This is a genomic window from Enterobacter sp. BNK-8, assembly GCF_048685095.1.
GTDB classification, from domain to species: domain Bacteria; phylum Pseudomonadota; class Gammaproteobacteria; order Enterobacterales; family Enterobacteriaceae; genus Enterobacter; species Enterobacter quasiroggenkampii.
The window spans coordinates 1,192,388-1,214,917 of record NZ_JBLQTN010000001.1; the positions used below are offsets into that span (position 1 = coordinate 1,192,388).

Genomic DNA, 22,530 nt, shown 5'->3' on the forward strand with positions numbered 1-22,530 from the left:
TTTCTGAAGGTGCCCCGCATTTTCCGTTTCGTTTTCTGCAACCCGTAAAATACCTTGCTGCGCTTGCTGTAAATCGCATCCTTCACACCTGACGACCCGCTCAACCTGCTTGCATACTGCCACCCTGAAACAGGGAGGTAGCAATGGGAATTCCCGCGCTTAGTGTCTGCGCCATGCTGGCGATAGTTCCGTTACTCTGGTTACCTGAATTGCCGTCACCTTACGCCGTGTGGGTCATGGTGGCTGGCGGGATAGTGCTTGCTGCATGGCAAAACCGTCGAGTGAAGTATGCTGGTATCACGCTGTTATTTTGTGCGTGGGGCATTCTGGCCGCGCAAGAGAGCGTCTGGCCGATGCAGCATTTAACAACGGGGGCCGTGCAGGCTGAGGTAGAGCTCACCGCGACCGACGGCGCCACTTTGCATCAGGGAAACATTCGCAGCGTCGATGGCAAGCGCTGGTGGGCCTCCACCGGCGTAACGCTGTATGGCAATTATCTGCCGCAGAAAGCCTGTGCCGGTCAGCGCTGGACCATGACGCTCAGGCTCAGGCCTGCACACGGCGAACTGAACGACGGCGGTTATGATGCTCAGCGCAGCGCTTTTGCCCGACATCAAACGTTGAGCGGGCGCTTCACCCGTGCGGAACTCGTCGACGGGCGCTGCAGCCTGCGAGCGCAATATCTGCTGTCGCTGGAAAACCGACTTTCTGCTTATCCATGGGGAGCGGTTATCCTGGGCCTTGGGATGGGGGAACGCCTGGATGTACCGCGGGAAATAAAAGATCTGATGCGGGAAACCGGCACGCTGCATTTGATGGCGATTTCGGGTCTGCATATCGCACTGGCAGCCTCTCTCGTCTGGTTACTTGCACGTGGACTCCAGTTTTTATTACCCAGCCATCGGGTCCACTGGCAAATGCCTCTCCTTGCCGGGTTAATCTTTGCTGCTTTCTACGCCTGGCTTACCGGCCTGCAACCGCCTGCGCTGCGGACGGTCATCGCACTTGCTGTGCTTGCCATGTTGCGGATCGCTGGCCGTCAATGGTCGCCCTGGCAGGTATGGGGGTGCTGTATCGCGGCGATACTGTTAAACGATCCGTTAGCCGTACTTTCGCAGAGTCTGGCTTTGTCAGCCTTTGCCGTCGCCGCGCTGATATTTTGGTTTCAGTGGCTGCCGCTTCCTGACTGGCAGTGGGCAAGACGTATACAGCCGCTAGTGAACCTGATTTATCTGCAGGTCGGCATGTTGCTTCTGCTCATGCCGTTACAGGTTCTGATTTTCCATGGCTTCAGCCTCTCATCCCTGGTCGCGAATCTCTTTGCCGTGCCCCTGGTAACGTTTGTCTCCGTCCCGCTGATCCTGCTCGGTATGCTGCTCCATCTGCTACCGCTGGCAGCGGTTGAAAGTGCCATCTGGTTTGCTGCCGATAAGTCGCTTGCGGGACTCTTCTGGCTACTGATGCGCCTGCCTGATGGCTGGCAGAATGTCGATCAACGCTGGCAAACTATGGCATTACTGCCGTGGTTGATCATCATTGCCTGGCGTTTTCGTGCCTGGAAAACTGTTCCTGCCGTTTGTCTTGCAGGCAGCGTCTTACTGACGTTTCCTCTCTGGCGAGAGGCAAAAAGCGAGAGCTGGACGCTGCATATGCTGGATGTGGGGCAGGGGCTGGCCATGGTCATTGAAAGGCAGGGAAAAGCCATTCTTTATGATACCGGGCTCGCCTGGCCGGACGGAGACAGCGCGCAGCGGTTAATTATTCCCTGGCTTCGCTGGCATCACCTGCGGCCAGACGGGGTGATTCTCAGTCATGAACACCTCGACCATGCAGGAGGCCTCATTTCGTTGCAAAAAGCATGGCCGGATATATGGATAAGAAGCCCGTTGCGCAGGACGGGACACCATCCCTGTTTTCGTGGGCAGAAATGGGAATGGCAGGGGTTAACCTTCACCGTCCACTGGCCCCCTGAAAATTACCCGGCCCAGGGGAATAACCGTTCCTGCGTGGTAAAGGTGGACGACGGGGAGCAAAGTGTTCTGTTAACAGGAGATATTGAAGCGCAAGCGGAACAGGCTATGCTTAGCCATTACTGGCGTTATATGACGTCCACGCTGATACAGGTGCCCCATCATGGCAGCAATACCTCGTCTTCATTGCCGCTGGTACAGCGGGTGGGAGGACAGATTGCCCTGGATTCCGCGGCCCGCTATAACGCATGGCATTTCCCGTCAGCAAAAGTTGTCCGACGCTATCGAAAAGAGGGGTATATCTGGCACGATACCCCTCATTCAGGACAAATATCGGTGACATTCTCGCAACATCACTGGCAAATCCGGCGCTTGCGAGAGCAAATTTTACCACGTTGGTATCATCAGTGGTTTGGCGCGCCCGTCGATAACGGGTAGAATATGCGGCTATTTCAACAATGCTGGTTTTTTGAATGCATAACGACAAAGATCTCTCCACGTGGCAAACGTTCCGCCGACTCTGGCCGATGATTGCCCCTTTTAAAGCAGGCTTGATCGTGGCGGGTGTAGCGTTAATCCTCAACGCAGCCAGCGATACTTTTATGCTATCGCTTCTTAAACCGTTACTGGATGACGGTTTTGGTAAAACGGATCGCTCAGTGCTGCTATGGATGCCTCTGGTGGTTATCGGACTGATGATCTTACGCGGTATCACCAGCTATATCTCAAGCTACTGCATTTCCTGGGTATCCGGGAAAGTGGTGATGACCATGCGCCGTCGACTGTTCAGTCACATGATGGGCATGCCGGTTGCGTTCTTTGACAAGCAGTCAACCGGGACGCTGCTGTCGCGTATTACCTACGACTCCGAGCAGGTTGCTTCTTCCTCTTCCAGCGCGCTGATTACCGTTGTGCGCGAGGGCGCGTCGATCATCGGTCTGTTCGTGATGATGTTCTACTACAGCTGGCAGCTGTCGCTTATCCTTATCGTTCTGGCACCGGTGGTTTCCATTGCTATCCGCGTCGTGTCAAAGCGCTTCCGCAATATCAGTAAGAATATGCAGAACACGATGGGGCAGGTGACCACCAGCGCAGAGCAGATGCTGAAAGGGCATAAAGAAGTGCTGATTTTTGGTGGTCAGGACGTCGAAACCAAACGCTTTGATAAAGTCAGCAACAAAATGCGTCTGCAGGGGATGAAAATGGTCTCGGCCTCTTCCATCTCTGACCCGATTATTCAGCTGATTGCTTCGCTGGCACTGGCGTTCGTCCTGTATGCAGCAAGCTTCCCGAGCGTCATGGAGACGCTGACGGCGGGTACCATTACCGTGGTCTTTTCCTCAATGATTGCCCTGATGCGTCCGCTGAAGTCACTGACGAACGTAAACGCCCAGTTCCAGCGTGGGATGGCCGCCTGCCAGACCCTGTTCAGCATTCTGGATTCCGAACAGGAAAAAGATGAAGGTAAACGCGTCATTGAGCGCGCGAACGGCGACGTTGAGTTCCGCAATGTGACCTTTACCTATCCTGGCCGCGAAACACCGGCTCTGCGCAATATCAACCTGACCATTCCGGCGGGGAAAACCGTTGCGCTGGTAGGCCGTTCTGGCTCGGGGAAATCGACCATTGCCAGCCTGATCACCCGTTTCTACGACATTGACGAAGGTGAAATTCTGTTAGACGGCCACGACCTGCGGGAGTATACCCTGCAGTCGCTGCGTAATCAGGTAGCGCTGGTCTCTCAGAACGTGCACCTGTTCAACGATACCGTGGCAAACAATATTGCCTATGCGCGTACTGAAGAGTACAGCCGCGAGCAGATTGAGAACGCCGCGCGTATGGCTTACGCGATGGACTTTATCAACAAGATGGATAACGGTCTGGATACCATCATCGGTGAGAACGGCGTACTGCTCTCCGGTGGGCAGCGTCAGCGTATCGCCATTGCCCGTGCGCTGTTGCGCGACAGCCCGATCCTGATCCTGGACGAAGCGACCTCTGCGCTGGATACGGAATCTGAACGCGCGATTCAGTCCGCGCTGGATGAGCTGCAAAAGAACCGTACCTCGCTGGTGATTGCGCACCGTCTGTCGACTATCGAGCAGGCTGATGAAATCGTCGTGGTTGAGGACGGTATCATTGTTGAGCGTGGAAGCCATGCTGACCTGCTGGAACACCGCGGCGTTTACGCTCAGCTTCATAAGATGCAGTTCGGCGAATGATTGCACGCATCTGGTCCGGTGAATCCCCGCTGTGGCTGCTGCTTTTGCCGCTCTCCTGGCTCTACGGCCTGGTGAGCGGCATCATCCGCCTGCTTTATCGTCTGGGGGTGAAGCGGGCCTGGCGCGCGCCGGTGCCGGTTGTGGTTGTCGGTAATCTTACGGCGGGCGGCAACGGCAAAACGCCGGTGGTGATCTGGCTGGTAGAGCAGTTACAAAAACGCGGTATACGCCCGGGCGTGGTATCGCGCGGATATGGTGGTCAAGCGGCGCATTACCCGCTGTTGCTGACGGCGGAAACCACGACGGCTGAAGCGGGTGATGAACCGGTATTGATTTTCCAGCGTACCGGCGTACCGGTCGCGGTTTCCCCGGTGCGCAGCGATGCCGTACAGGCACTGCTTGCCGAACACGCGGTACAAATCATCATCACTGACGATGGTCTGCAGCATTACGCCCTGGCGCGTGATAAAGAGATTGTGATCATCGACGGCGTTCGCCGTTTTGGTAACGGCTGGTGGTTACCTGCCGGGCCCATGCGCGAACGCGCTTCACGTCTGAAGTCTGTGGATGCGGTGATCGTGAACGGGGGTGAGGCGAAAACGGGTGAAATCCCGATGCACCTGCAGCCGGGCCTGGCGATCAACCTGGTGACGGGGGAACGCCGGTCGGTTTCAGAGTTGCCTTCACTGGTAGCGATGGCGGGCATTGGTCATCCGCCGCGCTTCTTCGCGACGCTGGAACAGTGTGGTGCCCGGCTGGAAAAACGCGTTCCGCTGGCCGACCATCAGGCGCTGGTGGAAGGGCAGGTAGACGCCCTGACCGCACCCGGGCAGTCGCTGATCATGACCGAAAAAGATGCGGTGAAATGCCGCGCCTTTGCGAAAGATAACTGGTGGTATCTGCCGGTTGACGCCGAACTCAGCGGTGAGCAGCCGGAACATTTGCTCAAGGAACTGATTGCGTTGGTGCACTAAAGGCTTACGCGGTTCTGGTGGCGCTTTGACTGACAGGAAAACGCATGTCTCTACCGCAACTCTCGCTTTCAGCCGCACGTAATCTCCACCTGGCCGCGCAGGGGCTGCTCAAAAAGCCCCGCCGCCGCGCGCAGCCTGCCGATATCCTCTCTACCGTACAGCGCATGTCGCTCCTCCAGATCGACACCATTAATATTGTGGCCCGCAGCCCTTACCTGGTGCTGTTTAGCCGCCTGGGGAGTTATCCTTCCCAGTGGCTGGATGAGGCGCTCAGCAAGGGGGAGTTGATGGAGTATTGGGCGCATGAAGCCTGCTTCCTTCCTCGCAGCGATTTTGCCCTGGTGCGTCACCGTATGCTTGCGCCGGAAAAGATGGGCTGGAAATACCGACAGGCCTGGATGCAGGAACATGCGGCTGAAATAGAGCAGCTCATCGCGCATATTCAGGAAAACGGTCCTGTACGCTCTGCCGATTTTGAACACCCGCGCAAGGGGGCAAGCGGCTGGTGGGAGTGGAAGCCGCACAAACGTCATCTCGAAGGGTTATTTACCTCTGGGAAAGTCATGGTGATTGAGCGGCGTAACTTTCAGCGCGTCTACGATCTGACGCATCGCGTGATGCCGCACTGGGACGACGAGCGCGACCTGCTTACCCAGGAGGCGGCCGAGGCCATTATGCTGGAGAACAGCGCCCGCAGTCTGGGGATTTTTCGCGCGCAGTGGCTGGCAGATTATTATCGCCTGCGCCAGCCCGTGCTGAAACCGCTGCTGGACATGTGGCAACACGAGCAGCGCGTTATTCCCGTTACCGTGGAAACGCTGGGCGAAATGTGGCTGCATGCGGATCTCCTTCCGTTATTGCCTCAGGCTCTGGAGGGGAAACTTCAGGCAACCCACAGCGCGGTATTGTCGCCGTTCGACCCGGTCGTCTGGGACAGAAAACGCGCCGAGCAGCTCTTTGATTTTAGCTACCGGCTGGAATGTTATACCCCGGCCCCAAAGCGCCAGTATGGCTACTTTGTTTTACCGCTGCTGCATAAAGGACAGCTGGTCGGGCGCATGGATGCCAAAATGCACCGCAAGACCGGCACGCTTGAAATCATTGCGCTTTATCTGCAAGAGGGCGTCAGGGTGACGGCGAGCCTGGAAAAAGGATTAACGTCCGCCATTAGTGAATTCGCGCGTTGGCAGGGGGCCGACGACGTGACGCTGGGCCGGGTACCTGATGGATTGTTTACATCCTGTCGAAGTGGCTGGGAAACAGGCACGTCCTGAAAAGGGAATGTGTTAAGCTTTAGCGATTACCCATACGGAGGAACTATGGATCACCGTTTACTTGAAATTATTGCCTGCCCGGTATGCAACGGCAAACTTTACTACAGCCAGGACAAACAAGAGCTCATTTGCAAGCTGGACAGTCTGGCTTTCCCGCTGCGTGACGGTATTCCGGTATTGCTGGAAAATGAAGCCCGTTCCCTGGTGGCAGAAGAGAGCAAGCCATGAGTTTTGTCGTCATTATTCCTGCGCGTTATGCCTCAACGCGTCTGCCGGGTAAACCGCTGGTGGATATTAACGGCAAGCCGATGATTGTGCATGTCCTCGAGCGCGCGCGTGAATCGGGTGCTGACCGCGTGATTGTTGCCACCGACCATCCGGATGTCGCTCGTGCGGTTGAGGCCGCAGGCGGAGAGGTGTGCATGACTCGCGCCGATCACCAGTCCGGCACCGAACGTCTGGCGGAAGTGGTTGAGAAATGCGGTTTCAGTGATGATACGGTCATCGTAAACGTGCAGGGTGACGAGCCGATGATCCCCGCGGTCATTATCCGTCAGGTGGCCGAAAACCTGGCGCAGCGTCAGGTCGGAATGGCGACGCTGGCGGTACCCATTCATCATGCAGAAGAAGCGTTTAACCCGAATGCGGTGAAGGTCGTCATGGATGCGGAAGGCTATGCGCTCTATTTCTCCCGCGCCACGATCCCGTGGGATCGCGATCGCTTTGCGCTCTCTAAAGAGACCATCGGTGATACCTTCCTGCGTCATATTGGGATCTACGGTTATCGCGCTGGCTTTATTCGCCGCTATGTGGCCTGGGCGCCGAGCCCGCTGGAGCATATCGAAATGCTGGAGCAGCTTCGCGTGCTCTGGTACGGCGAGAAAATTCACGTTGCCGTTGCTGAGGAAGTCCCCGGCACGGGCGTAGACACCCCTGAAGATCTTGAGCGCGTTCGCGCCGAATTGCGTTAATCTTACCGGCATCTCTCCGCAGGGAGGGATGCACTCTCCGCTTTATTTTTCACTTTCTTTTTCCTGATTGATCTCTTCCGGGTGACATCTTCATTAAGGACGCTCATTATAAAAGCAGTAGTCTTAATGGGGGTAATCTCATATGGAACAGCTGCGTGCCGAACTTAGCCATCTGCTGGGTGAAAAGTTAAGCCGGGTCGAATGCGTGAGTGAAAAAGCCGATACCGCGCTCTGGTCGCTTTACGACAGTCAGGGTAACCCAATGCCGCTAATGGCAAGAAGTTTCACGTCACCCGGCGTTGCCAGGCAGCTTGCATGGAAAATGTCGATGCTGGCGCGGGAGGGAACCGTGCGTATGCCGACGGTGTATGGCGTGATGACCCATGAGGAACACCCCGGCCCGGACGTACTGCTGATTGAACGTTTACGCGGTGTGCCCGTTGAAGCGCCCGCGCGAACGCCGGAACGCTGGGAGCAGCTGAAAGACCAGATTGTCGAGGCGCTGCTGGCCTGGCACCGTCAGGATAGCCGTGGGCTTGTCGGACCGGTTGACAGCACCCAGGAAAACCTCTGGCCGCTGTGGTACCGCCAGCGGGTTGAAGTGCTGTGGGGAACGCTTAACCAGTTCAACAATACCGGTTTAACCATGCAGGACAAACGTATCCTGTTTCGCACCCGGGAGTGCTTACCGGCCTTGTTCGACGGTTTTAATGACAACTGCGTGCTGATCCACGGCAATTTTACCCTGCGCAGCATGCTCAAAGACGCCCGCAGCGATCAGCTTCTGGCAATGGTGGGGCCGGGCATCATGCTCTGGGCACCGCGCGAATATGAGTTGTTCAGGCTCAGCGACAGCGGGGCGGCGGAAGGCTTACTGTGGCATTACCTCCAACGCGCCCCCGTTGCGGAAGCGTTTCTCTGGCGACGTTGGCTCTACCTGCTCTGGGACGAAGTCGCGCAGCTGGTGAACACCGGACGATTCAATCGCGCAAACTTCGATCTGGCAACAAAATCACTCTTGCCCTGGCTCGCCTGAGGATCCTTTCAGCCACTGCCAGAGGCGTCCGAGCGTCTCGTAGCCGACGCGGTCGCTATGCATCAGCCACACCGGGGAGGGGATCGCCCGTTCCCACGGGTTGAGCGGTGCGTCGATGGCCATCTGGTTTGCCGGTGCGGGAAGCGGGTGCAGGCCTTGCTTCTCAAAGAAAATCATCGCGCGCGGCAGGTGCGAGGCGGAGGTCACCAGCAGGAACGGGGCATCGCCAATCGCCTGCTTCACTGCAGCAGCCTCTTCTTCGGTGTCTTTCGGGCTGTCCAGCGTGATGATTGAGGAACGCGGCACGCCGAGAGATTCCGCGACCCTGGCGCCCGCTTCAGCCGTACTCACCGGGTTCGTTTTCGCCGCCGCGCCGGTGAAGATCATTTTTGATCCCGGATTCGCCAGCCACAGGCGAATACCTTCGTTCAGCCGTGGCAGGCTGTTGTTGATCAGGTTTGAGCTCGGAGCCCAGTCAGGATCCCAGGTATATCCACCGCCCAGCACCACGATGTACGACACTTTCTGATTTCCCTGCCATGTTGGGTACCTGTTCTCGATGGGGCGTAACAGGCCATCCGCGACCGGTTGCAGGCTCAACAGCAGCAAGACCAGCCAGCCGAGCGTGATAAGCGTTTTGCCACTCTTCTGAAAGCGACTGAACCACACCAGCGCCAGCCCCAGCGCGATGATGATGAGCAGCAGCGGAAGGGGAAGCATCATCCCTCCAATGTATTTCTTAAGGGTAAAAAGCATCCTTTTTGGTTCCTTTTTTGACCATATAGCAGGTGATTGCCGGTGATATTACACCAGAGAGGTTCATTCTCCGCGCGGGTGTGACAAAATAGCGGTTTTGCAGTTAGCGAGTGGAACTCTCCCAATGCGGGATCGCAATTTTGATGACATCGCGGAAAAATTTTCGCGCAACATTTATGGCACCACGAAGGGGCAGCTCCGTCAGACGATCCTCTGGCAGGATCTGGACACCATTCTGGCTACGTTCGGCGGCCAAACGTTGCGCGTGCTGGACGCCGGTGGTGGTGAAGGGCAGACGGCCATAAAAATGGCTGAACGCGGTCATCACGTCACGCTTTGCGATCTTTCTGCTGAAATGGTCGCCCGCGCGACGCGTGCGGCAGAAGAGAAAGGTGTGAGCGACAACATGCATTTTATACAATGCGCCGCTCAGGACATCGCACAGCATTTGGAAACCCAGGTTGATCTGATATTGTTTCATGCGGTGCTGGAGTGGGTTGCCGATCCGCAAAGCGTGTTACAAACCCTGTGGTCGATGTTGCGCCCGGGCGGCACGCTGTCGCTGATGTTCTACAATGCTAACGGCTTCCTGATGCACAACATGGTTGCGGGAAACTTCGACTATGTTCAGGTCGGGATGCCCAAAAAGAAAAAGCGCACGCTTTCCCCGGACTATCCGCGCGATCCACAGCAGGTTTATGGCTGGCTGGAAGCGATTGGCTGGCAGATTGTCGGGAAGACGGGCGTCAGGGTGTTTCATGATTATCTGCGTGAAAAACACAAACAGCGTGACTGTTTTGACACCTTAACAGAATTGGAAACGCGGTATTGCCGTCAGGAGCCTTTTGTCAGCCTTGGCCGCTATATTCACGTCACCGCGCACAAGCCGCAGATGCAAGGATAACCTATGAGTGAATTTTCCCAGACAGTCCCCGAACTGGTTGCCTGGGCCAGGAAAAACGATTTCTCCATCTCGCTGCCGGTAGACAGACTTTCATTCCTGCTGGCGGTCGCCACGCTGAACGGCGAGCGGCTGGATGGTGAAATGAGCGAGGGTGAACTGGTGGATGCGTTCCGCCACGTCAGTGATGCGTTTGAGCAAACCAGCGAAACCATTAGCGTCCGTGCCAACAACGCGATCAACGATATGGTGCGTCAACGTCTGCTGAACCGCTTTACCAGCGAGCAGGCGGAAGGAAACGCCATCTATCGCCTGACGCCACTGGGCATCGGCATCACCGATTATTATATCCGCCAGCGTGAATTTTCCACGCTGCGTCTTTCCATGCAGCTGTCGATCGTGGCGGGTGAGCTTAAGCGCGCCGCCGATGCGGCAGATGAAGACGGTGACGAATTCCACTGGCACCGAAACGTCTATGCACCGCTGAAATATTCGGTGGCGGAAATCTTCGACAGTATCGATCTGACCCAGCGCCTGATGGACGAACAGCAGCAGCAGGTGAAAGACGATATCGCACAGCTGCTGAATAAAGACTGGCGAGCGGCCATCTCCAGCTGTGAACTTCTGCTGTCAGAAACCTCCGGTACGCTGCGTGAGCTGCAGGATACGCTGGAAGCCGCAGGGGATAAGCTGCAGGCGAACCTGCTGCGTATCCAGGACGCGACGCTGGCGCACGACGATCTGCACTTTATCGACCGTCTGGTGTTCGACCTGCAGAGCAAACTGGACCGTATTATCAGCTGGGGCCAGCAGTCGATCGACCTGTGGATTGGCTATGACCGACACGTGCATAAATTTATCCGTACCGCGATCGATATGGATAAAAACCGCGTCTTTGCCCAGCGTCTGCGCCAGTCGGTGCAGACCTATTTCGATGCGCCGTGGGCGCTGACCTACGCCAATGCCGATCGTCTGCTGGATATGCGCGACGAAGAGATGGCGCTGCGCGATGAAGAGGTGACCGGTGAACTGCCGCCGGATCTGGAATATGAAGAATTTAACGAAATTCGCGAGCAGCTTGCGGCGATGATCGAAGAACAGCTCGCGGTCTATAAAACCAGACAAGCTCCGCTGGATCTTGGACTCGTGGTGCGCGACTATCTGGCGCAATATCCGCGCGCGCGCCACTTCGACGTTGCCCGCATTGTGGTAGACCAGGCGGTTCGCCTGGGTATCGCGCAAGCAGACTTCACCGGACTGCCGCCGAAGTGGCAGCCAATTAACGATTACGGAGCCAAGGTACAGGCGCATGTCATTGACAAATATTGAACAAGTGATGCCGGTTAAGCTGGCACAGGCGCTGGCGAATCCGTTATTTCCGGCGCTGGACAGCCAGCTGCGTGCCGGTCGTCACATTGGCTTAGACGAGCTGGATAATCACGCCTTTTTGATGGACTTCCAGGAGTACCTGGAAGAGTTTTACGCACGCTACAACGTGGAGCTTATCCGCGCGCCGGAAGGGTTTTTCTACCTGCGCCCGCGCTCCACGACGCTGATCCCGCGTTCCGTGCTCTCCGAGCTGGATATGATGGTCGGCAAAATTCTTTGCTACCTCTACCTCAGCCCGGAACGTCTGGCGAATGAAGGGATCTTCACCCAGCAGGAGCTTTACGACGAGCTGTTGACGCTGGCAGATGAGAGCAAGCTGCTCAAGCTGGTGAACAACCGCTCCACGGGGTCGGATCTTGACCGTCAGAAATTACAGGAAAAGGTTCGCTCTTCCCTGAACCGTCTGCGTCGTCTGGGGATGGTCTGGTTTATGGGTCACGACAGCAGCAAATTCCGCATTACGGAATCTGTCTTCCGCTTCGGCGCCGACGTGCGTGCGGGCGATGACGCGCGTGAAGCGCAGCTTCGCATGATCCGCGACGGTGAAGCGATGCCGGTGGAAAACCATTTGCAGCTCAATGATGAGCATGAAGAGAATCTGCCGGATAGCGGGGAGGAAGAGTAATGATTGAACGCGGTAAATTTCGCTCACTGACGCTGATTAACTGGAACGGCTTCTTTGCCCGAACGTTCGATCTGGATGAGCTGGTGACGACGCTCTCCGGCGGTAACGGTGCGGGTAAATCCACCACCATGGCGGCCTTTGTCACGGCGCTGATCCCTGACCTGACGCTGCTTCACTTCCGTAACACCACCGAAGCGGGGGCCACAAGCGGCTCCCGTGATAAAGGTCTGCACGGGAAGCTGAAGGCCGGCGTCTGTTATTCGGTTCTGGACGTCATTAACTCCCGCCATCAGCGCGTGGTGGTGGGCGTACGCCTGCAGCAGGTTGCCGGTCGCGATCGTAAAGTCGATATTAAACCGTTCGCCATCCAGGGGCTGCCAACGTCCATGCAGCCAACGGCGCTGCTGACGGAAACCCTGAACGAACGCCAGGCGCGCGTGCTGACGCTCCAGGAGCTGAAAGATAAGCTCGAAGCGATCGAAGGCGTGCAGTTCAAGCAGTTCAACTCGATTACCGACTACCACTCGTTAATGTTCGATCTGGGCGTGGTGGCGCGTCGTCTGCGCACGGCATCAGACCGCAGCAAATACTATCGCCTGATTGAAGCGTCTCTGTACGGCGGTATCTCCAGCGCGATTACCCGCTCCCTGCGCGATTACCTGCTGCCGGAAAACAGCGGCGTGCGTAAGGCCTTCCAGGATATGGAAGCGGCGCTGCGTGAAAACCGCATGACGCTGGAAGCGATTCGCGTGACCCAGTCTGACCGTGACCTGTTTAAACACCTGATCAGCGAAGCCACCAACTACGTGGCGGCGGACTACATGCGCCACGCTAACGAGCGCCGCGTCCACCTCGATCAGGCATTAGAATATCGCCGCGAGCTGTTTACCTCCCGTAAACAGCTGGTGGCCGAGCAGTACAAGCACGTCGAAATGGCGCGCGAGCTCGGTGAGCACAACGGTGCCGAGGGCGACCTGGAAGCCGATTACCAGGCCGCCAGCGATCACCTGAACCTGGTGCAAACTGCGCTCCGTCAGCAGGAAAAAATCGAGCGCTATGAAGCGGACCTCGACGAGCTGCAGATCCGTCTCGAAGAGCAAAATGAAGTGGTGGCCGAAGCCGCCGAGATGCAGGAAGAGAACGAAGCCCGCGCCGAAGCGGCCGAGCTGGAAGTGGATGAGCTGAAAAGCCAGCTTGCCGATTACCAGCAGGCGCTGGACGTGCAGCAGACGCGTGCGATCCAGTACACCCAGGCACTGCAGGCATTACAGCGCGCGAAAGAGCTGTGCCATCTGCCTGACCTGACGCCGGAAAGCGCCGACGAGTGGCTGGATACCTTCCAGGCCAAAGAGCAGGAAGCCACTGAGAAACTGCTGTCCCTCGAACAGAAAATGAGCGTTGCGCAAACGGCGCACAGCCAGTTTGAGCAGGCCTATCAGCTGGTCGTAGCGATTAACGGCCCGCTGGCGCGTAACGAAGCCTGGGACGTTGCCCGTGAACTGCTGCGCGACGGCGTGAACCAGCGCCATCTGGCCGAGCAGGTTCAGCCGCTGCGTATGCGTCTGAACGAGCTGGAACAGCGCCTGCGCGAGCAGCAGGAAGCCGAGCGTCTGCTGGCGGAATTCTGCAAACGTCAGGGCAAAAATTACGATTTTGACGAGCTTGAGGCCCTGCATCAGGAACTCGAGGCGCGTATCGCTGCGCTTTCAGACACGGTCTCCAGCGCCAGCGAACAGCGTATGACCCTGCGTCAGGAGCTGGAACAGCTGCAGTCCCGTTCGCAAGCGCTTCTGCAGCGTGCACCGGTCTGGCTGGCGGCCCAGAGTAGCCTTAACCAGCTCAGCGAACAGTGCGGCGAGCAGTTTGAATCCAGTCAGGAAGTGACCGAATACCTGCAGCAGCTGCTGGAGCGCGAGCGCGAAGCCATTGTTGAGCGTGATGAAGTCGGCACGCGCAAGCGTGAAGTCGACGAAGAAATTGAACGCTTAAGCCAGCCGGGCGGTGCGGAAGACCCGCGTCTCAATGCCCTGGCGGAGCGTTTTGGCGGCGTGCTGCTGTCCGAGATTTACGATGATGTCGGTCTGGACGATGCGCCATACTTCTCCGCGCTGTACGGTCCATCCCGTAATGCGATTGTGGTGCCGGATCTGTCGCTGATTTCTGAACAGCTTGCCGGCCTGGAAGATTGTCCGGAAGATCTTTACCTGATCGAAGGGGATCCGCAGTCGTTCGATGACAGCGTATTCAGCGTCGACGAACTGGAAAAAGCGGTGGTGGTGAAAATCGCTGACCGTCAGTGGCGTTACTCCCGCTTCCCGGAGCTGCCGCTGTTTGGCCGCGCTGCGCGCGAAAGCCGCATCGAAAGCCTGCACGCCGAGCGTGAAACGCTGTCTGAACGTTTTGCGACCCTGTCGTTTGACGTGCAGAAAACCCAGCGCCTGCATCAGGCGTTTAGCCGCTTTATCGGCAGCCATCTGGCCGTGGCCTTTGAAGCTGACCCGGAAGCGGAAATTCGCAAGCTCAATACCCGTCGCGGCGAGCTGGAGCGGGCGATTGCCAGTCATGAAAGCGACAACCAGCAGAGCCGCGTCCAGTTCGAGCAGGCGAAAGAGGGCGTCGCGGCCCTTAACCGTATTCTGCCGCGCCTGAATCTGCTGGCGGATGACACGCTGGCCGATCGCGTGGACGAGATCCAGGAGCGCCTGGATGAAGCGCAGGAAGCCGCGCGCTTCGTGCAGCAGCACGGCAATCAGCTGGCGAAGCTGGAGCCGGTTGTCTCTGTCCTGCAGAGTGACCCGGAACAGTTTGAGCAGTTGAAAGAAGACTATGCCTGGTCGCAGCAGGTGCAGCGCGAGGCGCGTCAGCAGGCGTTCGCCCTGACGGAGGTGGTGCAGCGTCGCGCCCACTTCGGCTACTCCGATTCGGCAGAAATGCTGAGCGGTAACAGCGATCTGAATGAAAAGCTGCGTCAGCGCCTTGAGCAGGCGGAAGCGGAACGTACCCGCGCCCGCGAGGCAATGCGCAGCCATTCCGCTCAGCTGAACCAGTACAACCAGGTGCTGGCCTCGCTGAAAAGCTCCTTCGATACCAAGAAAGAGCTGTTAAACGACCTGCAGAAAGAGCTTCAGGACATCGGCGTTCGTGCCGACAGCGGGGCAGAAGAGCGCGCGCGCATTCGTCGTGACGAGCTGCATGCTCAGCTGAGCAACAACCGTGCGCGTCGCAATCAGCTGGAAAAAGCGCTGACCTTCTGCGAAGCAGAAATGGATAACCTGACCCGTCGCCTGCGCAAGCTGGAGCGCGACTACTTTGAGATGCGCGAGCAGGTCGTGACCGCGAAGGCGGGCTGGTGCGCGGTGATGCGCATGGTGAAAGACAATAACGTTGAGCGTCGCCTGCACCGTCGCGAGCTGGCATATCTTTCTGCCGATGAGCTGCGTTCCATGTCGGATAAGGCGTTGGGTGCTCTGCGTCTGGCGGTGGCGGATAACGAACACCTGCGCGATGTTCTGCGCATGTCCGAAGATCCGAAACGTCCTGAACGTAAAATCCAGTTCTTCGTGGCGGTTTACCAGCACCTGCGCGAACGTATTCGTCAGGACATCATTCGTACTGACGATCCGGTCGAGGCTATCGAACAGATGGAAATCGAACTGGGTCGTCTGACGGAAGAGCTGACCTCCCGCGAGCAGAAGCTGGCGATCAGCTCCCGCAGCGTGGCGAACATCATCCGTAAAACCATTCAGCGCGAGCAGAACCGTATCCGCCAGCTCAACCAGGGTCTGCAGAGCGTGTCGTTTGGCCAGGTGAACAGCGTGCGCCTCAACGTTAACGTGCGCGAAGCGCATGCCACCCTGCTGGAAGTGCTGTCTGAGCAGCACGAACAGCATCAGGATCTGTTCAACAGTAACCGTCTGACCTTCTCTGAAGCGCTGGCGAAACTGTATCAGCGCCTGAACCCGCAGATTGATATGGGCCAGCGTACGCCGCAAACCATCGGTGAAGAGCTGCTGGATTACCGTAACTACCTCGAAATGGAGGTAGAGGTAAACCGTGGTTCAGACGGCTGGCTGCGTGCGGAATCCGGAGCGCTCTCAACCGGTGAAGCGATCGGTACCGGTATGTCAATTCTGGTGATGGTGGTACAGAGCTGGGAAGACGAAGCGCGCCGCCTGCGCGGCAAAGATATCTCCCCATGCCGACTGCTGTTCCTGGATGAGGCTGCGCGTCTTGATGCGCGCTCCATTGCCACGCTGTTTGAGCTTTGTGAACGTCTCGATATGCAGCTCATCATTGCGGCACCGGAGAACATCAGTCCTGAAAAAGGGACAACCTACAAGCTGGTGCGTAAAGTGTTCCAGAACAGCGAACACGTCCACGTTGTGGGGCTGCGTGGCTTTGCGCCGCAGCCGCCAGAGTCACTGCCAGAAACCACGGCGGACGCTTCCTGACGCGTTTTCCGATCCGAAGCGGCGCCCTGGCGCCGCTTTTTTTTTAAACTTAACTTGTGCTTAGGGCTGCGTTATCTTTAAACTTCTTTACATAAGGTAAGGCAACAGCTTAGCCGTCTACCTATAATGAAAGAAAGCCCCAACGTGATGGGCATGTCGTGAAAACAGGGGGCAAGGGATGTTGCTTAAGAAAGAATGTGGTCGTCAGCTGTCGGCGCTTAGTTTATGCCTGGCAGTGATGTTTGCTCCACTGTTAACCGCCCAGGCCGACGAGCCTGAAATTGTGCCGACTGACAGCTCGGCAACGACAGGCGCGCAGCCTACGTCGTTGTCCCAGCCGCTGGAACAGTCTCCGGCGACGGCTATCATGGCCGGTATTAAGCCGCTGCCGGAAGGCATCGATGCCGAATCGCTCAGCCAGCAGCTGCAGTCAGGGCTGCCGTCAGGCTACACGCCGGTCTATATCAGTCAGCTCACGCTCCTCTATGCTGCCCGCGATATGAAACCGATGTGGGAAAACCGCGATGCCGTGCGCGCCTTCCAGCAGCAGCTGGCGGAGGTCGCGATTGCAGGGTTTCAGCCACAGTTTACAAAGTGGGTTGAGCTGTTAACCGATCCTGCCGTGTCCGGTCAGGCACGGGACGTCGTGCTTTCCGATGCCATGATGGGCTATCTGCAGTTTGTGGCGGGTATTCCGGTCAATGGCAACCGCTGGCTGTATAGCGATAAGCCGTATAAGCTGGCGACGCCGGCGCTGTCGGTGATTAACCAGTGGCAGTTAGCCCTGGATAACGGCGAACTGCCGCGCTTTATTGCCAGCCTCGCACCAGCGCATCCACAATATGCCACTCTGCACGAGTCGCTTCTCGCGCTGGTGGGCGACTCGCGTCCATGGCCGCAGATGCGCGGCACCGCGACGCTGCGTCCGGGGCAGTGGAGCAGCGATGTGCCTGCTCTGCGTGAGATCCTGACGCGCTCCGGTCTTCTTGATGGCGGGCCACATATCGCTCTGCCTGGTGACGATCCACAAAACGGGGCGGTCAGTCCGTCAGCGCCCGTGAAAGAGAAAAAAGCGATTGCCGTCAACAATAAACCCGCAGCATACGATCGCGAGCTGGTTGCGGCAGTGAAGCAATTCCAGGCCGCTCAGGGACTGGGAGCCGATGGCGTCATTGGCCAGACGACACGAGACTGGCTGAACGTATCGCCTGCGCAGCGGGCTGGGGTGCTGGCGCTCAATATCCAGCGTTTGCGCCTGCTGCCTGGAACCCTCTCTACCGGGATTATGGTTAACATTCCGGCGTATTCACTGGTCTATTACCAGGACGGTAGCGAAAAACTGGCGTCACGCGTGATTGTCGGGCGTCCGGATCGCAAAACGCCGATGATGAGCAGCGCGTTGAATAACGTGGTGGTTAACCCGCCGTGGAACGTGCCACCGACGCTGGCGCGTAAAGACATTCTGCCGAAGGTCTGGAACGATCCGGGTTATCTGGAACGTCATGGTTATACGGTGATGCGTGGCTGGAACAGTAAAGAGGCCATCGATCCTTATATGGTCGACTGGTCGACAATCACGGCTTCTAACCTACCGTTCCGTTTCCAGCAGGCTCCGGGGGCGCATAACTCTTTAGGGCGTTACAAATTCAATATGCCGAGTTCTGACGCTATCTATCTGCACGATACGCCGAACCACAATCTGTTCCAGAAAGATACGCGCGCGCTGAGTTCTGGCTGCGTGCGCGTGAACAAAGCCTCGGAGCTGGCCAATATGCTGCTGCAGGACGCGGGCTGGAACGATACGCGCATTTCGGATGCCCTGAAGCAGGGAGATACGCGTTACGTTAATATCCGACACAATATTCCGGTCAATCTTTACTATCTGACGGCGTTTGTTGGCGAAGACGGGCGGACTCAGTACCGTACAGATATTTACAATTATGATCTCACCGCGCGATCCGGCGCACAAATTTTGCCAAAAGCGGAACAATTAATCAGGTAAATGAAGCAGTTCGGGAAAAATGATTGTCGTAAGTTAGGGTGAATAAGGGGCTATATCGCTGCAAGCCGCGTATTCACTGGGGTTGGGCGCCTTGACGTACCCGGTTTTGCCAGTTAAGGTGCCCTTCGTGCGCTAAGCATATTACGATTTCTTTTACCTGTAGACCTGATTATCATGGACAAATTTGACGCTAATCGCCGCAAACTGCTGGCGTTAGGTGGTGTTGCGCTTGGCGCAGCGGCCATCTTGCCGACGCCAGCATTTGCCACCCTCTCGACACCTCGTCCGCGAGTTTTAACGCTCAACAATCTTCATACCGGTGAGTCGTTAAAAGCGGAGTTCTTCGATGGCAGAGGCTATATTCAGGATGAATTAGCAAGACTTAACCATTTTTTCCGTGATTTCCGCGCGAATAAAATTAAAGCCATCGACCCAGGACTGTTTGATCAGCTTTTCCGCCTTCAGGGCCTGCTGGGTACCAGCAAGCCGGTGCAGCTTATTTCTGGTTATCGCTCGGTTGATACCAATAATGAACTGCGCGCCCACAGTCGCGGGGTAGCGAAAAAAGCTATCACACGAAGGGCCAGGCAATGGATTTCCATATTGAGGGCGTTTCGTTAGCCAATATTCGCAAAGCTGCGTTATCTATGCGCGCAGGTGGTGTAGGATATTACCCCAGCAGCAACTTTGTGCATATTGATACCGGTCCGGTTCGGCACTGGTAATAACGAAACACAGGAGCAGTATGAACTATCGTATTATTCCGGTTACCGCGTTCTCCCAGAATTGTTCACTCATCTGGTGCGAACAGACTAAACTGGCCGCGCTTGTTGATCCCGGCGGTGACGCTGAGAAGATCAAGCAGGAAGTCGCCGACAGCGGCGTGACGCTCATGCAGATTTTACTGACGCATGGTCACCTCGACCATGTGGGCGCAGCGGCTGAACTGGCTGAACACTACGGCGTGCCGATTGTCGGTCCGGAAAAAGAAGATGAGTTCTGGCTGCAGGGGTTACCTGCCCAAAGCCGCATGTTTGGCCTTGATGAGTGTCAGCCTCTGACGCCCGATCGCTGGCTGAATGAAGGAGAGCGCGTTAGCATAGGGAATGTGACTTTACAGGTGTTGCATTGTCCTGGGCATACGCCAGGCCATATCGTCTTCTTTGATGACCAGTCCCGTCTGCTGATCTCCGGCGATGTGATTTTCAAAGGTGGCGTAGGACGCAGCGATTTTCCGCGCGGCGATCACGGACAGCTGATTCAGTCGATTAAACAGAAGTTATTGCCGCTGGGTGATGATGTGACGTTTATCCCTGGGCACGGTCCGATGTCGACGCTGGGCTATGAACGGCTCCATAATCCGTTCCTTCAGGATGAAATGCCTGTCTGGTAACCCGCATAAAAAAAGCCTGCATAATGCAGGCTTTTTTATAGGCGCAAATTACAGTACGGCGACAATCGCTTCGCACAGCGGCGCCATGTTGTCAGGCGTCATGCCTGCAACGTTCACGCGGCCAGACGCCACGGCGTACACGCCGAACTCTTCACGCAGACGCAGAACCTGCTCTTTGGTCAGGCCGCTGAAAGAGAACATGCCGTTCTGTTTGATGATAAAGCTGAAGTCGCGATCCGCGCCTTTCTCCGCCAGGGTGTTCACAAACAGCAGGCGCATGCGCTGAATACGCTGACGCATATCGTTCAGCTCTTGTTCCCAGATGGCGCGCAGCGCATCGTTGCTCAGGATAGTCGCAACAACAGATGCACCGTGTGCCGGTGGGTTAGAGTAGTTAGCGCGGATAACGGATTTCATCTGACTGAACGCGCGATCGACGGTCTCATCGTTAGCCGCAACCAGCGTACAGGCACCTACACGCTCATTGTACAGACCAAAGTTCTTGGAATAGGAACTGGCAACGATCAGCTCCTGATGCACGGCAGCGAACGCGCGCAGGCCTTCAGCATCTTCTTCCAGACCACGAGCGAAGCCCTGGTAGGCAAAGTCAAACAGCGGCAGCCAGCCTTTCTCTACGGACAGCTTCGCCAGGTGTTCCCACTGCTCAAGCGTTGGATCGATACCGGTTGGGTTGTGGCAGCAGCCGTGGAACAGCACCACGTCACCCGCCTGCGCTTCGCTCAGGCTTGCCAGCAGGCCGTCAAAGTCCAGAGAGTGGTTTGCTGCGTCGTAGTAGGCGTATTCACGCACTTCCAGACCCGCAGAGTTAAATACGCTCTTATGGTTCGGCCAGCTTGGATTGCTTACCCAGACACGCTTCACAGAGGTGTTTTTCGCAAGGAAATCCGCCGCCACGCGCAGCGCGCCGGTACCGCCCGGGGTCTGAGCTGTACGGGCACGTTTGTCACTCACAATTGCGCTGCCTTTACCGAACAGCAGCTCCTGGGTGCAGCGACCAAATTCAGGGATACCATCAATACCGAGGTAGTTTTTGGTGGTTTCGTTTTCCAGCAGATACTGCTCAGCTTTCTTAACGCTGGTCAGTACCGGAGTTTTGCCGGTTTCATCTTTATATACACCAATACCCAGGTTGATTTTGCCAGGGCGGTCGTCGGCACGAAACAGATCGGCCAGGCCCAGAATCGGGTCGGCAGGAGCGGCGGTAATGTTCTCAAACATGACGAAGTTCCATTGTGATTACAGAAGTGAAATCCGCTATCAGGTTAACGGTAGATTTACAAAATGCCAACCGTTTGCGACGAAAAGCGTGCGGCTTTTCAAAAGTCGCCATTATTTTCTGTCACGCATAAAAAAACAGGGCCGTAGCCCTGTTCATTAAGCATATAACAAAGTGGTGTACTGATTAGAACTGGTAAACGAGACCCAGTGCTACGATGTCATCGTTGCTGAGACCCAGTTTGTTGTCATCTTTCAGCTGGTTGATCTGGTAGTCAACATAGGTGGACATGTTTTTGTTGAAGTAGTAAGTCGCGCCAATGTCGATGTAGTTGATGAAATCTTCATCACCAATGCCTTCAACGTCTTTCGCTTTAGATTTGTAGTAAGCGATGGATGGACGCAGACCGAAGTCGAACTGATACTGAGCGACAACAGAGAAGTCCTGAGATTTGTTAGCGAAACCGCTGCTGCCCAAACGTGCGGCGTTGTGCATTTCGCCGTACAGCGCTGCCAGGTAAATGTTGTTTGCGTCATACTTCAGGCCAGTTGCCCACTGCTCAGCTTTATCGCCTTTACCCCAAGCCAGAGTCTGCTGGTTGTTGGTACGGTCAGCTGCGCCGTACGCACCTACAACGCCAAAGCCTTCGAAATCATAGCTGACTGAAGTTGCCCAGCCGTCACCGTTAGAACGTACTGCATCAGCACGGTCATTTTTGCCCAGGTACTGAACGCCAAAGTTCAGACCGTCAACCAGGCCGAAGAAGCCGCTGTTACGGTAAGTCGCCAGACCACCATTACGGCTGGAGAAGAAGTTATCGCTCTTGCCAGTGTCGCCACCGAACTCTGGCAGCATATCGGTGATGCCGATTGCATCATACACCAGGCCATAGTTACGACCGTAGTCGAAGGAGCCTGCATCACCGAATTTCAGACCTGCGAACGCCAGACGGGTTTTGTTACCGGTCTGAGCATCGGCGCCTTCAGAGTTGTTACCCTGGAAGTTGTATTCCCACTGGCCATAACCGGTCAGCTGGTCGTTAATTTTTGTTTCGCCTTTGAAGCCCAGACGAGCATAGGTCTGGTCGCCATCGTTGCTGTCATCATCAGAGAAGTAATGCAGACCAACTGCTTTCCCGTAAAGATCCAGTTTATTAGCGTCTTTGTTATAGATTTCTGCAGCGTTCGCTGCACCGGCTACCAGCAGGGCAGGGATTACCACTGCCAGAATATTGCGCTTCATCATTATTTATTACCCTCATTGGTTTTTTTATGACACTCGCCACTGCCGTCAATAAATTCTGTCAATAAATATTTCCGGAACTATTGA

At 56.3% G+C, this 22,530-nt stretch carries 16 protein-coding genes and 1 pseudogene; 14 read left to right on the top strand and 3 right to left on the bottom strand.

Features of this window, described 5'->3' with window-relative positions:
• The first annotated feature begins 143 nt into the window (after positions 1-143).
• From ACMGGU_RS05685 to ACMGGU_RS05715, 7 genes are all read left to right on the top strand, one after another.
• The gene (locus ACMGGU_RS05685) at positions 144-2,408 is read left to right on the top strand and encodes a ComEC family protein (protein WP_395299932.1); all 2,265 of its coding nucleotides are present in this window, start codon (positions 144-146) and stop codon (positions 2,406-2,408) included.
• A 35-nt stretch (positions 2,409-2,443) separates the two neighbouring features.
• Positions 2,444-4,192 carry a lipid A ABC transporter ATP-binding protein/permease MsbA gene (gene msbA / locus ACMGGU_RS05690; RefSeq protein WP_045908385.1) on the top strand — a complete coding sequence of 583 codons (1,749 nt, stop codon included), beginning with the start codon at positions 2,444-2,446 and terminating at the stop codon, positions 4,190-4,192.
• Positions 4,189-5,166 carry a tetraacyldisaccharide 4'-kinase gene (gene lpxK / locus ACMGGU_RS05695; protein ID WP_420300322.1) on the top strand — a complete coding sequence of 326 codons (978 nt, stop codon included), beginning with the start codon at positions 4,189-4,191 and terminating at the stop codon, positions 5,164-5,166. The genes msbA and lpxK overlap by 4 nt, the downstream gene beginning before the upstream one ends.
• A gap of 44 nt (positions 5,167-5,210) precedes the next feature.
• Positions 5,211-6,440 (top strand): winged helix-turn-helix domain-containing protein, encoded by a 1,230-nt coding sequence (locus tag ACMGGU_RS05700; protein WP_069719502.1) that lies wholly within the window; start codon positions 5,211-5,213, stop codon positions 6,438-6,440.
• Positions 6,441-6,485: 45 nt separating this feature from the next.
• Positions 6,486-6,668 (top strand): protein YcaR, encoded by a 183-nt coding sequence (ycaR, locus tag ACMGGU_RS05705; RefSeq protein ID WP_006174474.1) that lies wholly within the window; start codon positions 6,486-6,488, stop codon positions 6,666-6,668.
• The gene (gene kdsB / locus ACMGGU_RS05710; protein WP_008499959.1) at positions 6,665-7,411 is read left to right on the top strand and encodes a 3-deoxy-manno-octulosonate cytidylyltransferase; all 747 of its coding nucleotides are present in this window, start codon (positions 6,665-6,667) and stop codon (positions 7,409-7,411) included. Before ycaR ends, kdsB begins: the two co-directional genes overlap by 4 nt.
• Positions 7,412-7,553: 142 nt before the next feature.
• A complete protein-coding gene (locus tag ACMGGU_RS05715; protein ID WP_045908382.1) occupies positions 7,554-8,447 on the top strand; it encodes a YcbJ family phosphotransferase in 894 nt (297 codons plus the stop codon).
• Here ACMGGU_RS05715 and elyC read toward each other — a convergent pair.
• The gene (gene elyC, locus ACMGGU_RS05720) at positions 8,424-9,203 is read right to left on the bottom strand and encodes an envelope biogenesis factor ElyC (protein ID WP_048027210.1); all 780 of its coding nucleotides are present in this window, start codon (positions 9,201-9,203) and stop codon (positions 8,424-8,426) included. The genes ACMGGU_RS05715 and elyC overlap by 24 nt on opposite strands.
• Positions 9,204-9,327: 124 nt before the next feature.
• Here elyC and cmoM point away from each other — a divergent pair, with 124 nt between their 5' ends.
• From cmoM to ACMGGU_RS05755, 7 genes and pseudogenes are all read left to right on the top strand, one after another.
• Positions 9,328-10,107, top strand: a complete 780-nt coding sequence (cmoM, locus tag ACMGGU_RS05725; RefSeq protein ID WP_032649174.1) for a tRNA uridine 5-oxyacetic acid(34) methyltransferase CmoM — start codon at positions 9,328-9,330, stop codon at positions 10,105-10,107.
• Between the two features lie 3 nt (positions 10,108-10,110).
• Positions 10,111-11,433: a chromosome partition protein MukF gene (gene mukF / locus ACMGGU_RS05730; RefSeq protein ID WP_008499955.1), complete on the top strand. Its 1,323-nt coding sequence runs from the start codon at positions 10,111-10,113 to the stop codon at positions 11,431-11,433.
• Complete coding sequence (gene mukE, locus ACMGGU_RS05735) at positions 11,414-12,118, top strand: chromosome partition protein MukE (RefSeq protein WP_008499954.1); 705 nt, start codon at positions 11,414-11,416, stop codon at positions 12,116-12,118. Before mukF ends, mukE begins: the two co-directional genes overlap by 20 nt.
• On the top strand, positions 12,118-16,569 hold the full coding sequence (mukB, locus tag ACMGGU_RS05740; protein WP_063621312.1) for a chromosome partition protein MukB: 4,452 nt from the start codon (positions 12,118-12,120) through the stop codon (positions 16,567-16,569). Before mukE ends, mukB begins: the two co-directional genes overlap by 1 nt.
• A 178-nt stretch (positions 16,570-16,747) precedes the next feature.
• Positions 16,748-18,571 (top strand): L,D-transpeptidase, encoded by a 1,824-nt coding sequence (ldtD, locus tag ACMGGU_RS05745; protein ID WP_262796044.1) that lies wholly within the window; start codon positions 16,748-16,750, stop codon positions 18,569-18,571.
• A 174-nt stretch (positions 18,572-18,745) separates the two neighbouring features.
• Positions 18,746-19,296: pseudogene (locus ACMGGU_RS05750) on the top strand (DUF882 domain-containing protein).
• Between the two features lie 20 nt (positions 19,297-19,316).
• Positions 19,317-19,964 (top strand): MBL fold metallo-hydrolase, encoded by a 648-nt coding sequence (locus tag ACMGGU_RS05755; protein WP_008499950.1) that lies wholly within the window; start codon positions 19,317-19,319, stop codon positions 19,962-19,964.
• A 48-nt stretch (positions 19,965-20,012) separates the two neighbouring features.
• Here ACMGGU_RS05755 and aspC read toward each other — a convergent pair whose 3' ends face one another.
• Complete coding sequence (gene aspC, locus ACMGGU_RS05760; RefSeq protein WP_008499949.1) at positions 20,013-21,203, bottom strand: aspartate transaminase; 1,191 nt, start codon at positions 21,201-21,203, stop codon at positions 20,013-20,015.
• Between the two features lie 184 nt (positions 21,204-21,387).
• Positions 21,388-22,446 (bottom strand): porin OmpF, encoded by a 1,059-nt coding sequence (ompF, locus tag ACMGGU_RS05765; RefSeq protein ID WP_045908376.1) that lies wholly within the window; start codon positions 22,444-22,446, stop codon positions 21,388-21,390.
• Between the last annotated feature and the right edge of the window lie 84 nt (positions 22,447-22,530).